The sequence below is a fragment of the Micromonospora ferruginea genome (genome assembly GCF_013694245.2).
Taxonomy (GTDB): domain Bacteria; phylum Actinomycetota; class Actinomycetes; order Mycobacteriales; family Micromonosporaceae; genus Micromonospora; species Micromonospora robiginosa.
Genome location: NZ_CP059322.2, coordinates 6531860 through 6547599 on the forward strand (window position 1 = coordinate 6531860; position 15740 = coordinate 6547599).

Genomic DNA, 15740 nt, shown 5'->3' on the forward strand with positions numbered 1-15740 from the left:
GTGCCCGGTCCGGTGGCTCGGACGGGCCCGACCGCGGGTCGCGTGCCAGGATGAACGGCATGGCAGGCGGTCCGGTGGCGTTCGTGCTCGGCGGCGGGGGAGTGCTGGGCGCGGTCGAGGTGGGCATGCTGCGGGCCCTGTTCCGCGCCCGGATCCGCCCCGACCTGGTGCTCGGCACGTCGATCGGCGCGGTCAACGGCGCCCTGGTCGCCGCCGACCCGACCGAGGCGGTCACCGACCGGCTGGTCCGGCTCTGGGCCTCCCCGGAGGCGAGCGAGGTGTACGGCGACTCGGTCGCCCGGCAACTGCGCCGGTTCGCCGCGCGTACCCACCTGCACTCGCCGCGCCCGCTGCGCCGGTTGCTGGAGAGCGAGCTGGGCGAGGCGACCACGTTCGCCGACCTGGCCGTGCCGTTCCGCTGCTGCGCGGCGAACATCGAACGCGCCGCCGAACACTGGTTCTCCGTCGGCCCGGTGGTGCCGGCGGTGCTCGCGTCCGCCTCGGTGCCCGGGCTGCTGCCGCCGGCCCAGATCGCCGGCCAGCACTACATCGACGGCGGGGTGGTCAACTCGATCCCGGTGGGTGAGGCGGTGACCGCCGGGGCGACGCGGATCTTCGTCCTCCAGGTGGGCCGGATCGAACGCGAGCTGAGCCCGCCGCGCCGGCCCTGGGAGATCGCCCAGGTCGCGTTCGAGATCGCCCGGCGGCACCGGTTCGCCCGGGAGATGGCGGCGCTGCCCGACGGCGTCGAGGTGCACGTGCTGCCGACCGGCGGGCTGGACCCGCGCGACGACAGCCCGTGGGCCTACCGGGACATGGCGGCGGTGGGGCGGCGGATCAGCCGGGCGTACACCGCCTCCCGCCGCTACCTGGACACCGCGCTGGACCGCTGATGCCGCTGCCACCCCGCTGGGTACGCCGGCTGCTGCTCGCGCCCGGCGTCGTCCTGCTCGCCGTGGTCGTGGTGACCACGCTGCCCGGCTGGGCGCTGCTGGCGCTGGCCGCGTCGCCGCTGGTGCCGGGGCGGCTGCGCCCGCTGCGGCTGCTCTGGATCGGCGCGGTCTACCTGGTCTGGGACGCCGCCGCCCTGCTCGCCCTCTTCGTGCTCTGGCTGGCCTCCGGGTTCGGCCGGCACAAGCGGTCACCGGCCTTCCAGCGGGCCCACTACGTGGTCGCCGGCCGCTTCCTGCGGGTGCTGTTCTGGCAGGCCCGGTGGACGCTGCGGCTGAGCATCGACGTGGTCGGCACCGACCCGGACACCGCGCTGCCCGGCCGGCCCGAGCTGGTGCTCTGCCGGCACGCCGGGCCGGGTGACTCGTTCATCCTGATCCACGCGCTGGTGAACTGGTTCCACCGGGAGCCCCGGATCGTGCTCAAGGAGAGCCTCCAGTGGGACCCGGCCATCGACGTGCTGCTCAACCGGCTGCCCAACCGGTTCATCGCGCCCGGACCGGACGGCCGGGACTCGGCGGTGCGGCAGATCGGGCACCTGGCCACCGGGCTCGACGACGACGACGCCTTCGTGATCTTCCCGGAGGGCGGCAACTTCACCCCGTCGCGCCGGCTGCGCGCGATCGCCAAGCTGCGCGGGCTCGGCCTGGAGCGGATGGCCTTGCGCGCCGAGCGGATGCAGCACGTGCTCGCGCCGCAGCCCGGCGGGCTGCTCGCCGCGCTCGACGCCGCCCCGGACGCCGGGGTGATCTTCGTGGCGCACACCGGGCTGGACCAGATGCTCACCGTCGCCGACGTGTGGCGGGAACTGCCGATGGACAAGCGGATCGTGATGCGGTTCTGGTCGGTGCCGCCGGAGGAGATCCCGACCGGCAAGCAGGAGCGCATCGACTGGCTGTTCGACTGGTGGGCCCGGATCGACAGGTGGGTCGCGGCGAACCGGGACGGCACGGCCGACGCCTGAGCGGCTTTCGCGCCCGGTTCGGGCGTGGCGGCCCGGTCGCCGCGTAGGGTGCGCTGGTGGAGCAGATCTGCGTGGTGACGACGGTGGTGGACGCCCGCCGGGTGGCGGACGTGTTGGCGGCCACTGCCGTCGCCGGCCGCCTGGCGGCGTGTGCCCAGGTCGGCGGGCCGGTGGACAGCACCTACTGGTGGGAGTCGGCGATCCAGACCACCGCCGAGTGGTGGGTACGGTTCAAGACCACGCCGGACCGGGTGGACGCGCTCGTCGACCAGCTCCGCGCCGGCCACCCGTACGAGGTGCCGGAGATCCTGGTCAGCCGGGAGGACAGCGGCAACCCCGACTACACGGCCTGGGTGCGCGAACACACCCGACCCTAGGTACGCCTACTCTGTCCGCCCGCCGCGCCGTCGGTGAGGCTGGCGGGGTGGAGAACACCGGCTACCCCTGTCCCGGCTGCGGCGCACCGGCCGACCTCGTCGTCGGCTGCCGCACCTGCGGCCGCCCGCCGTACCCGCCCGCCGCCGAGGTGGTGCGGTTGGACCGGGAGATCACCGCGCTGACCCCGCGGGTGGACGCGGCTCGGCTCGCGTACCAGGAACTGGCCGGCCGGCTGTCCACGGTCCGGCAGCGGCGGGCGGCGCTGGCGGCGCGGATAAGGGCGGAGATCCCCGCCCCGCGCCCGGCGGCCGTTCCGATGCCGGTGCGGCCGGCGCCGCCGGTGACCGTGCCGGCGCGCCCGGGCGGCGCGGAGGCCTCCGCCCGCGCGGTGCAGGGCCTGCTCTTCGTCCTCGGTGGACTGCTGCTCGGCACCGCCGCGGTGGTCTTCACCGCGGTCGCCTGGGCCGCGTTCGGGGTGGCCGGCCGGGCGCTGATCCTGCTCGCCGTCACCGTCCTGGCGCTCGCCGCGCCGCTGGTGGCCCGGGCGCGCGGGCTGCGCGGCACCGCCGAGACGATCGCCGCGGTGGGCCTGCTCCTGGTGCTCCTGGACGGGTACGCGGCCTGGTCGGTGGACCTGTTCGGGGTGGCCGGCTGGCCGGGCAGCCGGTATGCCGCGCTGGTCGCGGCCGGGAGCGCGGCGGTGGCGGCCGGGTACGGGCGGCTGAGCCGGCTCACCGCGCCGTGGTTCGCGGCGTGGCTGGCCGCGCAGCCCGCGCTGCCGCTTGCCGTGGCGGCGGCGCGGCCGACAGCGGCCGGTTGGGCGCTGGTGCTGACCGCGCTGGCGCTGGGCGACCTCGTGGTGGTGGTCGTCCTGCGGCGCCGGGCCACCGGCGGCGCGTCGCGAGGGGGCGACGCGGCGCCGGTGGCGGCCCGGGCCGGGCTGGTGCTCGGCTGGCTCGGGTACGGCGTGGCGCTGGCCCTGGCGGCCGGGTGCGCGCTGGTGCCGCTGGCCGTGGGGCGCGCCGCCGGCACCACGCTGCTGGCCGGCGCTCCGCTGCTGGTGGTGGCGCTGGCCCTGGTGGCGAGCGCGTTCGCGGCCGGCGGCCGGGTGTGGCGCGCGGCGGCCACCGGGCTGCTGGTGCCGGTGCTCGCCGCCGCGCTGGTGCGACCGGTCGCCGCCGGGCGTCCCGGCCTGCTGCTGATCGCGGCCGGGCTGGTGGCGGCGGCGCTGGCCGGCGCGGTCCGCGTGCTGCCGGCCCGGGTGCGCACCGGTCCCCGGTGGGGCGCTTTCACCGTGGCGGCCGGCCTGGGGGCGGTCGCCACGGTGTTGACCGGCCTGGTCGCCGCCGCGACCGCGATCGCCGCGTTCCCGGCCTGGCAGGGCGGCCGGACGGTGCCGGCCCCGCCCGAGGGCTGGCAGTTGCCGTCGACGTTGCTGCTGGTCGCCGGTGCGCTGGCGCTGCTGGCACCCCGGGCCGCCCGGCCGCTGGTCGGGGTGCTCGCCGCCGGGCTGACCGTGCTCGCCGCGCCGGCCGCGGTGGACACGCCCTGGCCGGCGGTGCTGGTCGCCGACCTCGCGGTGGCCGCCGCGCTGCTGCTCGGCGCCGTGCTTCGGTCGCGCCGGCGTCCGGTCCCGGTGGCGGTCGCCGCGTCCACCGCCGCGCTGCTGACCGGGCACGCGCTGCTGGTCGGCTGTGCCGCGCCGGCCGGCGCCGGTGCCGTGCTGGCGGTGACCGCCGGGCTCGGCGTGACGACGGCCGCGCTGGGCCGGCGCGGCGCGGGGTCGCAGCCGGTCGTCGCCGGGGTCGCGCTGGCCGTGGCGCTGCTCGCCGTACCGGCGGGCGTGGTCGTCGCGCTGTTCGGCCTGGGCGCGCCGCCCTGGTGGCAACTGCGGGGCGGGACCGCCGCCGTCGTGCTGCCGGTGGTCGCCGTCGTCGCGGTCCGCCGCCGCTGGCCGGACCTGAGCGGGTACGCCTCGACGGGGCTCGCGGTGGCGCTCGCCGGGGTCGGTCTCGGGCCGCTCGTCGTGTCCGGGGAGCCGGTGGGGCTCTACGCCGTGACCGGAGCGCTGCTGGCGCTGGTCGCCGGCGCCGGTGCCCGCCCGCCGGTCGCGCCTCGGGTGGTCGGTGTCGCGTCGGCCGGTCTGGCGGTGCTGGCCGCCGCCCCGGCCGCGCTGGCGGTCCTGGGTGGCCTGCCGGTCCGGCCCTGGTCGGGGGTGCCCGACGCGGCGGTTCCGGTGGGGGCGGGCCGCGCCGGGTTGGTGCTGGCGCTCCTCGGTGTCGTGGTGGCGGGGTACGCCCGTGCGGGTTCCGGCTGGTGGTGGCCCGCGCTGCCCTTCGGAACGGTGGCGCTGCCGGTGCTGCTCGCGGCGGCCGGCGCGCCCTGGCCGGTGGTGCCGGCGGTGGCGTTCGGGACCGGGCTCGCCGCGCTGCTGACCGTCGCGCTGGCGGGCTGGGGTCCGCTCCGGCCGGCGGGTGTGAGCGTGTCCGCCCCGGTGGGGGCGGTCGGCGTGCCGGCGGTGGCGGCGGGGCGGGGCCCGGCGGCGGTGTCGGTAACGGCCGCTCGGGGGCCGGTGGCGGTGGCGGTGCTGCTGCCGCTCGGGGCGGTGCTCGGCGGGTTCGGGTTCGGAGGGCTGCTCGCCACCCGGGCCGGGACGCTCGTCGCGCTGGGCGCCCTGGTGCTGGCCGGCGTCGCGGTGGGGGCGGCGGGCCGCTCCGCCGCGGTCCGGCTCACCGGCTGGCTGGGCGCGGTCTCGGCGGCCACCGGCTTCGCGGTCACCGCACCACTGGCCGCCGGCCTGCCACTGCGTACCGCCGCGTTCGCGGTCCTGGCCGTCGCCACGGCCACCCTCCACACCGCCCCGGCCCTGCGGTCCACCCCTCGCCTCGTCGATCTTGGACTTGTGGTCGGTCGTAAAGGCGTGATCCCGACAACCTGGGCGCCACAACTCCAAGATCGGCGAGTTGGGGGCGGCGGCGGGGCCTTGGGAGTGCTGGAGGGGTGGCGCAGGCGGGGGCGGTTCTCGCGGTGCTGCTCGCGGGTGGGGCGCTGCGGTATGCGGCGGTGGTCTGCGTGCTGTGGGGTCTGGCGGTGGCGGTGCGGGTGCTGCGTCGAGGGGAGGCGCCGGGCGGGCGCACCGTTCTGGCGGTGGTGGCGGCGGGCAGCGAACTGCTCGGCGGGTGGCTGCTGCTGGCCGCCGGCCGGGTGGCGGTGCTGGAGGCGTACACCGTGCCGGCGGCGCTGCTCGCCCTCGGCGCCGGCCTGCTGGCGCTGCGCCGCCGACCGGAACTGACCAGTTGGCTGGCGCTCGGCCCAGGGCTGGGCGCGGCGCTGCTGCCCAGCCTGGTCTCGGTGCTGGCCGCGCCGGACCCGCAGCCGGTACGGCGGCTGGCGCTCGGCGTGGTGGCGCTCGGCGCGGTGGTCGGCGGGGCGGTCCGGCGGTGGCAGGCACCGGTCGTGCTGGGCGCGGCGACGCTGGTGCCGTTGGCGCTGCACGAGTTGGCCCGAGGGTGGGACCTGCTGCCCCGGTGGGTCTTCCTGGGGCTGGGTGGGCTGCTGCTGATCGGCCTGGCGGCCACCTACGAGCGGCGTCGACGCGACCTGGCCCGGCTCCGGGCGACGGTCGCCCGACTGGGCTGACCGTTTCTGATCGCTAGTGATTCCCTCACTGAAGGTAGTGAGGGAATCTCGCTGCGCCAAAAATTGATCGACAGCAACTGTTGTTCAACCACATCGAAGGTTGTTAGATTCTGCCCGGCACCCACGGGGGGCGCTGAACCGACTCATCCCAGAGCCCTGGTCGCGGTGTCTGGCGCGCAGTTGCGCGCGGATTCTCCATCTCGCGGCGTTACGAGCGGCACATCACGTGCCGGGATCCATCGCGCCCTTTTTCGTGCTCTCCGCGTGGAGGACTACGCATGCGCTCACGTCATACCCGCCGCCTGCTCGCGGCGGTGATCGCCGCCGTCCTGGTGGCCTCCGGCTCGCCGGCCCAGGCCCGGCCGCCGGGCGACGGCAAACCGGCGCCGCGCCCCGGCACGGTGCTCCGCCCGCCCGCGGCCAAGGGCCGCGACGTGCCGAAGACCCCGCCCGGCCCGGCCAAGGTGCTGCCGTCGGTGGCCCGCCCTGCGCCGGCCGAGGCGATGCCCGCGCCCCGCCGGGTCCGCGAGCTGGCCGACCGACGCACCGCGACCACGAAGGTCTTCCAACTCGCCGACGGGCGGACCCAGGCCGAGGTCAGCCGCGAGCCGGTGCACTACCGCGACGGGAAGGGCCGCTGGCAGGACATCCAGCCCGAGGTCACCGCCGCCACCACGGCCGGTTTCCCGTACGCGGCCACCCGGAACTCGTTCGTCAGCCGGTTCGGTGACCGCAGCGACCGGGTCCTGTCCTACTCGACCGGCGGTCACGGGCTGACCCTGGGGTTGGCCGGTGATCGGCGTGACCTGCGGCCGACCGTGAAGGGCACCCGGGTCACCTACCCGGACGCGGCCGGCGACGCCGACCTCGTCTACGAGGTGACACGCTCGGCGGTCAAGGAGCAGATCGTGCTCGCCGCGCCGCCGAGCGGACCGGCGACGTGGTCGTTCACGCTCGACGTCGACAAGGTCCGGCCGGTCCCGCAGCCCGACGGATCGGTCTCGTTCCACGCCACCGACCGCGAGGGCCCGGCGTTGTTCACCATGCCGCGGCCGTACATGTACGACAGCGCCGACGATCCGGACTCGGTGGTCGGCAAGAAGGTGAGCTACCGGGTCAGCCAGCGGGTCGGTCAGCAGGCCGGCCGCACGACGGTGACGGTGACCGCCGACGGTGACTGGCTGCGCAGCAAGGACCGGAAGTACCCGGTGGTCATCGACCCCACGATCAAGGTCCAGCCGACGCTGAGCCAGGCCCAGGACGTCATGCTCGCCTCCGGCGGACCGGACGAGAACTTCGACAGCACCTGGAAGCTCTCCGCCGGCGCGTCGACAGGTGGCACGTTCCGGTCGCTGACCAAGTTCGACCTGTCGAAGGTGCCGGCGAACACGGTGCTCGACTCGGCCCAGTTGGAGATGTACTTCGACCAGACCCACGGTGGTGCGGACGACGCGTCGATGAACTTCGAGGCACGTCGGGTCACCTCGGCGTGGACCGAGAATACCGCCACGTGGAACAGCATGGGCAGCAAGTTCGCCGAGGTGGGCGAGAATCGCGAGCAGGTCGACGAGGCGGACACCGCGAAGGTCACCGCCTCCGGCGAGTGGCCGGGCGCCACCGGCACGGATCGTGCCCAGGCGCTCAACGGCGCCTACCGCTACAACGCCGACGCCACCACCGGGCAGACTTTCACCTGGGTGCCCCGGCTGACCGAGACCGGCCAGTACGAGGTGTTCGTGCACTACGTGCCCGGCAGCAACCGGGCGACGAACGCGCCGTACACCGTCTACTACGACGGCGGGTCGGTGGTGAAGCCGGTCAACCAGACCACGGGCTCCGGCAACGGCTCCTGGGTGTCGATCGGCTCGTACGCCTTCAAGGCCGGCACCACCCACAAGGTGGTCCTGGGCGACGTGGCCAACAAGACGGTCGTCGCGGACGGGGTGCGTTTCGTCAAGCGCGCCGAGGTGAACAAGCCGCTGCACCAGACCAACGCCTGGCACAGCTACAGCGTCCGGTCGATCGTGCAGGGCTGGCTGGCCGACCAGAGCACCAACCACGGCTTCATGATCAAGGGCACGGACGAGACGAACAAGGGCGGCGGACCCCGCTACGAGTCGGGAGACTTCTCCTACGGCGGCGAGGACGACCACGGACCGAAGCTGGTGCTGACCTGGGGCCGCCCCGGGGTCGCGCTGAACCCGGTGAACACCGTCCGCGCGACCGGCGCCGACCTGTCCTGGTCGACCTACGCGGACCCGTCCTCGTCAACCGACGACGACCTGCTCGAGTACCAGGTGCACGCCAGCCGGACGCAGAACTTCATGCCGAGCGCGGCCACGCTCGTCGCGCCGGTCCGTCCGGGTCGCACCACCTATTCGGACACCCACGCCACGCCGACCCCGGCGAACTCGGCGAGCCAGTTCGGTGACGCCTACTTCTACATGGTCGCCGCGCGGCTGCGGGACGGCACGGTCCTCCCGGCGCAGACCCAGATGGTGCGGCTGCCCAAGGCCGGCCAGGTGATCAAGTTCTTCACCGGCGCCGACGACAACACGCTGACCAGCGCCAAGCCGACCAGCAACTGGGACAAGCTGGATGCCGGCGGGGAACTCCAGGTCGGCAACAAGGGTTCGATCTACGGCACCAGCCGGGTGGTGCTCAAGTTCCCCACGGTGACCGGGTTGCCGGCGAAGACCAAGGTGATCAACGCCCAGGTCGGGCTCTGGGGCTGGTACACCGAGGGCGCCGGGATCGGCCAGCAGCAGTTCCAGCTACGCGGACTGACCCGGGACTTCAGCGAGACCACCTCGACCTGGAACAGTGCCCAGTCCGGCGTCGCCTGGACCACGGCGGGCGGGGACGCCGAGTCGACGGTGCAGTCCACAGTGGGTTCCCTCAACGGCGACCCGGGCTGGACCAACTGGGAGGCCGGGCCGCTGGTGCAGCGCTGGATCGACACGCCCAGCACCAACAAGGGCGTGCTGATCCGGCAGGCCGACGAGGCCGGCGCGGAGCAGCGGATGCTGTTCCTCTCCGCCGAGGCGGCGGAGCCGTCGCTGCGCCCCCGGCTGCGGGTGATCTTCACCGCGCCGAACAGCGAGAGCACCTACTACGCGCCGAACACGCCGAGCCGGATGATCCCGGGCGACCAGTACCTGGTCCCGGTGACCGTCACGAACACGACCGCGTCGGTGTGGTCGCCGTCGGACTGGGTGCTGTCCTACCACTGGACGCGTCGGGACGGCACCGACGTCACCACCGCCGGCAACCAGATCGAGACGCCCCTGCCGTCCGCTCAGGCGCCCGGTGGCGTGGTCACCATCAACGGCACGGTCAAGGCGCCCACCTCCGGCAGCGACGGTGACCGCCGGGAGCCGTACGTGCTGAAGTGGGAACTGCGGAACAAGACCACCGGGCAGTGGCTGTCGCAGAGCGCCCAGATCGACCCGTTGGACCAGTCGGTCGCGGTCGAGGACCCGACCTCCGACCAGCTCGGCCTGGAGAAGTTCTACCAGTACACCGGCGGCAGCGCCGGCTCCGGCGCCTCGCTGATGGTCAACCAGTTCTCCGGCAACGCGGTCGTGGGCTACAACCCGCTGGCCAATCCGAGCCGCGGAGTGTCGACCTTCGTGCGGCTGACCTACAACAGCCAGGACACGTCCACCTCGTCGATGGGCCAGGGCTGGTCGCTGTCCACGTCGAGCACGGTTCGGCTCGGCTCGCCGCTGCAGTTCCGGGGCGGCGACGCGACCTGGCCGCAGCAGGTGGCGATGACCGACGGGGACGGCACCACCCACCTGTTCAACCTCGACAAGCACGGCAGCGGCAATCCGGCCGACTGGCGGTACGTGCAGCCCGCCGGGGTCCACCTCTATCTGCAACGCACCAACAGCGGCGACACCAGCCAGGCCTGGACGATGACCCGGCCGGATCGCAGCCAGTTCGTCTTCGACGAGCAGGGCTACCAGAGCGCCGTGCAGGACCGCAACGGCAACCAGTTGCTGTTCACGTACGAGCGGATGCGGGTCGACAACCGGGACACCTCGGTCCTGCGCTACCTGACCGACCCGGACAACCGGCGGACGCTGAGCCTGGACTACTACGCCGCCGGTGACAGCTACACCGCGTTCGTCAACGGCACGAAGCAGTCCCTGACGAACCTGCAGAACCCGCGCATCATCGACCAGGTCAAGTCGATCACCGACGTCAGCGGGCGGACACTGTCCTTCGTCTACAGCGACGGCGGCCTGCTGCGAGAGGTGACGGACGGCTCCGGCACGCCCGAGGCCAAGGTCTTCGGCTTCGCCTACGACGAGTCGCAGGGGCCGCAGAACGCCCGCCTGACCCGGGTGACGGACCCGCGCGCGGCGAACACGAAGATCGCCTACAACGATCCCGGCGACCCGTTCCAGCAGGGCAAGGTCAACGCGATCACCGACCGGCTCAACAAGGTCACCTACGTCGACTACCAGGATCCGGACGGCTCGGCGAGCAACGCGGTGATCACCACGGTGACCGACCCCAAGGGCCGGGCCACCGAGAGCATGATCGACGGCTTCGGCCGCGCCACCCGGATCACCAACGCCAAGAACCAGGCGACCATCCTCGGTTGGGACGCCGACAACAACGTCAGCCGGCTGGAGGAGGCGAACGGCGCGATCAGCACCTGGCGGTTCGACCAGGTGACCGGCTACCCGCTGGAGATCAAGGATCCGGAGGCCAACAAGAACAACACCTCCGGCCTGCGGATGGACTACCGGTACGGGCTGTCCGGGCACACCGCCGAGCTGACCGACAAGTACTCGCCCGAGGGGCGGCACTGGAACTTCGGCTACGACGCGGTCGGCAACCTGACCTCGGTGACCGACCCCAAGGGCACGGCGACGAGCACCGCCGGCGACTACACGTCGAGCTACACGTACGACGGGGTCGGTCGGATGCTGACCGGGACGGATGCGAACGACAACCTCACCCGCTACGCAGACTACGACCCGGTCGGGTACCCGAAGACGATCACCGACCCGCTCACCAAGGTCACGAAGTACACCTATTCGTCGATCGGCAGCGTGCTCACCGTCACCGACCCCAAGCAGCACACCAGCACCTTCGCCTACGACAGCCTCGGCCGCCCGCTCACCCGGAAGGTGCCGAAGGACGCCGCCAACGGCGTCTACATCACCACGCCCGCACCGGTCTACGACAAGAACGACAACATCACCCAGGAGACGTCGCCGACCGGCGCGGTGACCACCGCGGTCTACGACCCGCTCGACCGCCCGACGACGGTCACCTCGCCGAAGGACACCAGCACCTCCGACGCCCCGACCACCAAGTACGAGTACGACCAGGTGGGCAACGTCGTCAAGCTCACCGAACCCAAGGGTGTGCTGACCGCGGCCGACACCCTCGACTACACGACCGTCTACGTCTACGACGAGCTGAACCGGCCGGTCGAGGCCACCGACGCGCTCAACGGCCGGGTGAGCATCGAGTACGACCTCGCCGGCAACGTCGTGCAGCAGAACGACCAGCGTAAGAACGCGACGCCGCAGTCGACCGACTACACGGCGAAGTTCACCTACGACTTCAACCACCGGATCAAGACGTCCATCGACGCCAAGGGCAACACCACCGGCGTCGAGTACGACCGGGACGGCAACCCGACCGTCTCGATCGACCAGGACGGCAACCGCGCGCAGATGACCTACGACGAGCGGTCGGCGCTGACCGAGGAGAAGGTGCCGTACCAGTCGGTCAGCGGCACGACCACCTACCGCACCACCAAGTACGAGTACGACGAGGTCGGCAACCTCAGCCGGCAGATCAGCCCGCGCGGCGTGGAGAGCACCGACGACCCGGACGACTTCGCCACCGTCACGCTCTACGACGCCCTCAACCGGGTGCGCGAGGTCCAGCAGCCGTACGACCGGGACGACTCGGAGTTCACCACCGCGCCGGTCACCAGGTACAGCTACGACGACATCGGCAACCTGGAGCGCATCTCGGCGCCGCCGTCGAAGGGCCAGTCGACCCGCAACGACACCGTGCAGACGTTCTTCGACAACGGGTGGATCCGCACCTCGCAGGACGCCGGCTGGAACATCACCACCAGCTACGACTACGACGACAACGGCGCCCAGACGTCGCGTAAGGTCACCGGCTCCAGCGGCACGCCCCGCCAGATGAACTGGACCTACTTCCCGGACGGGAAGAAGAAGAGCCAGTCGGACAACGGCGCGGGCTCCGGCACGCCCAGCAAGAACTTCGCCTACGAGTACGACGTCAACGCCAACCTGGTCAAGATGCTGGACACCAGCACCGGGGCGGCCATCGACGCCTACGTCGTCTCCTACGACCCGCTCAACCGCGTCGCCAGCGTGGAGGAGAAGAACGGCTCGACGGTCAAGAACACCACGACCTTCGGGTACGAGCCGAACGACCTGCTCAAGAAGCGCACCCACGACACGCAGATCTCGGAGTACACGTACGAGGCCGAGCGGGACCTGGCTACCGAGATCAAGAACATGACCTCGCCGACCGATCCGAAGCCCAAGTACACCCGCTACAGCTACACCAAGCGCGGGCAGACGGCGACGGAGACCAAGGGCAACGGCAACGTCGTCACCACCGACTACTTCCTGAACGGCTCGACCCAGAGTCAGGTGGAGAAGAAGTCCGGCGGTGCGGTGGTCAACCAGCACACCTACGAGTACACGGCCAACGGGCAGAAGTCGAAGGACGTCTCGCACAAGCAGAACGCGGACAACCGCACCGCGTACGTCGACACCACGAGCACCTTCACGTACGACCCGCAGGACCGCGTCCGGTCGGTGACCAAGACCGGCAGCGGCGCCGGGACCGAGAGCTACGCGCACGACGCCAACAGCAACGTCGTTTCGCAGACCGTCGGCGGCCTACCCACCACCTTCACCTACGACAAGAACCGGCTGACCACGGCCACCACGAGCGGGGCGTCCGCGTCCTATGCGTACGACCCGTACGGTCGGCTGAAGACGGTCACCGCCGCCGGCACCACTGTGGAGAGCTACACGTACGACGGGTTCGACCACGTGGTCAGCAACACCAAGAACCCGGGTAGCAAGACCACGACCTACAAGTACGACCCGTTGGACCGGCAGGTCGAGCGGACGTACGGCGGCAAGACCACCACGTACGCCTATCTGGGACTGACCGGGGACATCTCCGCCGAGCTTGAGGGCACCAAGGTCGTCAAGTCCTACCAGCGCGGCCCCGGTGGTGACCTGCTGTCCCAGGTCAAGACCAACACCGACAACAGCCAGGAGGACTCGTACGCCGGGTACGACGGCTCCTCCGACATCGGGCAGATCACCGACGACAAGGGCGACGGGCGGGCGACGTACGGCTACACCGCGTACGGCAAGAACGACGCCGGTCAGTTCACCGGGGTGGACAAGCCGGACGCGGGCAACCCGGAGAACCCGGACAAGGTCCCGTACAACTCGTACCGGTTCCAGTCCAAGCGCTTCGACCAGTCCACCGGCGACTACGACATGGGCTTCCGCGACTACGACCCGGGGATCAACCAGTTCCTGTCCCGGGACTCGTACAACGGGGCGCTGGACGACCTGGGGCTGGCCGTCGACCCGTACACGGGCAACCGGTACGCGTTCGCCGGTGGTAATCCGATCAGCAACGTGGAGTTGGACGGCCACAACTGGCTCTCGGATGCCGCCGACGAGGTCGGTGACTTCGTCAAGGACGCCGCCTCGGCGATCGGCTCGGATGCCAAGGGGACTGCCGAGGCCATCGCGCAGGTCGGCTACGACACCGCGGTGGGTGGCAACCCGCTGGTCGACAAGGACACCAGTGAGGCGGCGAAGAGCCGGGGCAACGCCCGCGGCGACGCGCTGAAGAAGACGCTGAGCAACCCCGGCCAGGCCGTTCAGGACTGGGCGGACGGGCTGACCAACGACGTCAAGTCGGGGCATCCCGGCAAGGCGGCCGGTCACCTGCTGTTCGACGCGTTCAGCATCGCGGCCGGCGGTGGCGGTGGCGGCGCGGCGAAGGGCGCTGCCCGGGCCGGCGCGGGTGACGTCGCCAAGGGCGGCGTACGCACCGGCGCCGGCAAGGGCGCCTCACGTGCGGGCGGAGACTGCCTGTCTAACAGCTTCGTGCCGGGCACCCAGGTGTTGATGGCCGACGGCAGCACCAAGGCAATCGAGGACGTCGCCCTCGGCGACCTGGTGCTGGCCAGCTCCCCGGAGACGGGAGAGACCGCGGCCAAGCCGGTGACCAGGCTGATCGAGGGTGAGGGCCAGCGGGATCTGGTAACCGTCACGGTCGACGTGGACGGCGCCGCCGGCGACGAGACTGCCGACATCACCGCGACCGCGGGTCACCCGTTCTGGGTGGATGACGAGCAGCGGTACATCGAGGCCAGGCAACTGCTCGGCGGTGACCAGGTCATCACCGACGACGGCCGCGAACTGACTGTGGTGCGGACGCGTCAGCGGACCGCGAACGCCGCGGTCTACAACCTCACCGTCGAGGACATTCACACGTACTATGTGCTCGTTGGCGACAGTCCGGTGTTGGTCCACAACTGTGGGCCGAACCTGCAGGCCCGCAATGACATGGCAGCTAGCGGTATTCGGCCGGGTAGGAACGGTAAGGCGGAGACGAGTCAAGCTGGGCTGGAATACGACAAGCACCAACTCAATCCGGGTCAGGTTTCGCCGAAGCGGTTCCTCCCACGCGTCGGCAGTAAGAAAGCTGACCTCGATCAAGCCGGTCAGATGCTGTTGGATGACATTACTTTTCATCCGCGTGGCGTCGAGGAACCGGTAACTGGCGGTGGATTCAACGGTGGCACGCGAATTGTCCGGCCGGATGGGGTGGGGGCAGTCTTCGATCAAGGTGGCGCATTCCAGTACTTCGGCAACTTCAGATATCCAGGATGAGTATGCTGATCTTGAAAACATGTGCGGAGTTGTTGACGGAGATCAAGCAACGAATCATTGGAGCGAGCATCCTTCGAGTCGTCTATCGACAAACCGAACACGGCGGGTTGACTCTTCCGCCGCTCGGTTCAGCCCATGAGGTGGATTTGGAGGTCGCTCTAACGCTCTCGTCAGGTGCTTTCGTAGTGGCCTGGGGAAGAGAGGATCTAACAGAAGGACTTGATATCGGCTGGGAGGAGCTGGCAGATTCGGAGGGAGTGGCCGCTGTTCCCGTAAGCGACGGCGAGAGTTGGCCGAGACTCATCGGACGTACGATCACCGACGTGCACGCGAGTTGGCAGGTGAGTGAGGCCGGCTGTCCTGAGAGTATGTGGTCCATGCGAGTGTCCTTCGGCCCTGAGCTGCATGTGGTGATCGCTTTGGGTGAACTCGACGAACTGGGTCGGCCGACCTACCATCCGGACTCTCTGCTGCTGTTGTTCGATGAGAGCATGGCCCGGTCCTATCGGCCGTCGGGCTCTTCTTCGAGTGCTTGGGGCGGCGGATCGCTTCTCGGTGTGTGATTCTTTGCAGATGGTGGAGGCGTCCAAAGGTTTCGGGCGCCTCCACCGGTCACCTGATGAGCAACCGGTCGTCCCAGCGACAAGATGTATTTCCAACGGCGCGAGACGTCAATGAGTTCGCGGAGGACGCCGCCGCGTGGGAGGTCGAAGGCGTCGGGGGTGGGCGAAGGCGCCTTTGCCGGCACGCTGTAGGTGGCACTCGCCAGAGCCAAGGGGGCTCGCCCAGGCGACCTGCTTGATACCCAGTGGCAGTTGCTGGAGGTAGACCGGCTCGGGATGATGGGATCGGTCGACTTCTAC

6 protein-coding genes are annotated in these 15740 nt (G+C 71.2%); all 6 read left to right on the forward strand.

Going from position 1 to position 15740, the window contains the following annotated elements; translation table 11 throughout:
- Nucleotides 1–59: 59 nt before the first annotated feature.
- Nucleotides 60–893 (forward strand): patatin-like phospholipase family protein, encoded by an 834-nt coding sequence (locus H1D33_RS29525; RefSeq protein WP_181570091.1) that lies wholly within the window; start codon nucleotides 60–62, stop codon nucleotides 891–893.
- A complete protein-coding gene (locus H1D33_RS29530; protein WP_181570090.1) occupies nucleotides 893–1915 on the forward strand; it encodes a 1-acyl-sn-glycerol-3-phosphate acyltransferase in 1023 nt (340 codons plus the stop codon). The genes H1D33_RS29525 and H1D33_RS29530 overlap by 1 nt, the downstream gene beginning before the upstream one ends.
- Nucleotides 1916–1971: 56 nt before the next feature.
- Nucleotides 1972–2292, forward strand: coding sequence for a divalent-cation tolerance protein CutA (gene cutA / locus H1D33_RS29535; RefSeq protein ID WP_181570089.1), 321 nt, complete (start codon nucleotides 1972–1974; stop codon nucleotides 2290–2292).
- Between the two features lie 3103 nt (nucleotides 2293–5395).
- Entirely contained in the window at nucleotides 5396–5932 is a 537-nt protein-coding gene (locus H1D33_RS30385) for an SCO7613 C-terminal domain-containing membrane protein (RefSeq protein WP_414685464.1), read from the forward strand.
- 278 nt (nucleotides 5933–6210) lie between these two features.
- Nucleotides 6211–14877, forward strand: a complete 8667-nt coding sequence (locus H1D33_RS29545; RefSeq protein WP_181570088.1) for a DNRLRE domain-containing protein — start codon at nucleotides 6211–6213, stop codon at nucleotides 14875–14877.
- The gene (locus H1D33_RS29550) at nucleotides 14874–15440 is read left to right on the forward strand and encodes a hypothetical protein (protein ID WP_181570087.1); all 567 of its coding nucleotides are present in this window, start codon (nucleotides 14874–14876) and stop codon (nucleotides 15438–15440) included. Before H1D33_RS29545 ends, H1D33_RS29550 begins: the two co-directional genes overlap by 4 nt.
- Nucleotides 15441–15740 lie beyond the last annotated feature (300 nt).

What these genes read in the sequence shown, in the direction of transcription:
- H1D33_RS29525 (WP_181570091.1), top strand. Translation starts at nt 60, where the DNA reads ATGGCAGGCGGTCCGGTGGCGTTCGTGCTCGGCGGCGGGGGAGTGCTG.
- H1D33_RS29530 (WP_181570090.1), top strand. Translation starts at nt 893, where the DNA reads ATGCCGCTGCCACCCCGCTGGGTACGCCGGCTGCTGCTCGCGCCCGGC.
- H1D33_RS29545 (WP_181570088.1), top strand. Translation starts at nt 6,211, where the DNA reads ATGCGCTCACGTCATACCCGCCGCCTGCTCGCGGCGGTGATCGCCGCC.
- H1D33_RS29550 (WP_181570087.1), top strand. Translation starts at nt 14,874, where the DNA reads ATGAGTATGCTGATCTTGAAAACATGTGCGGAGTTGTTGACGGAGATC.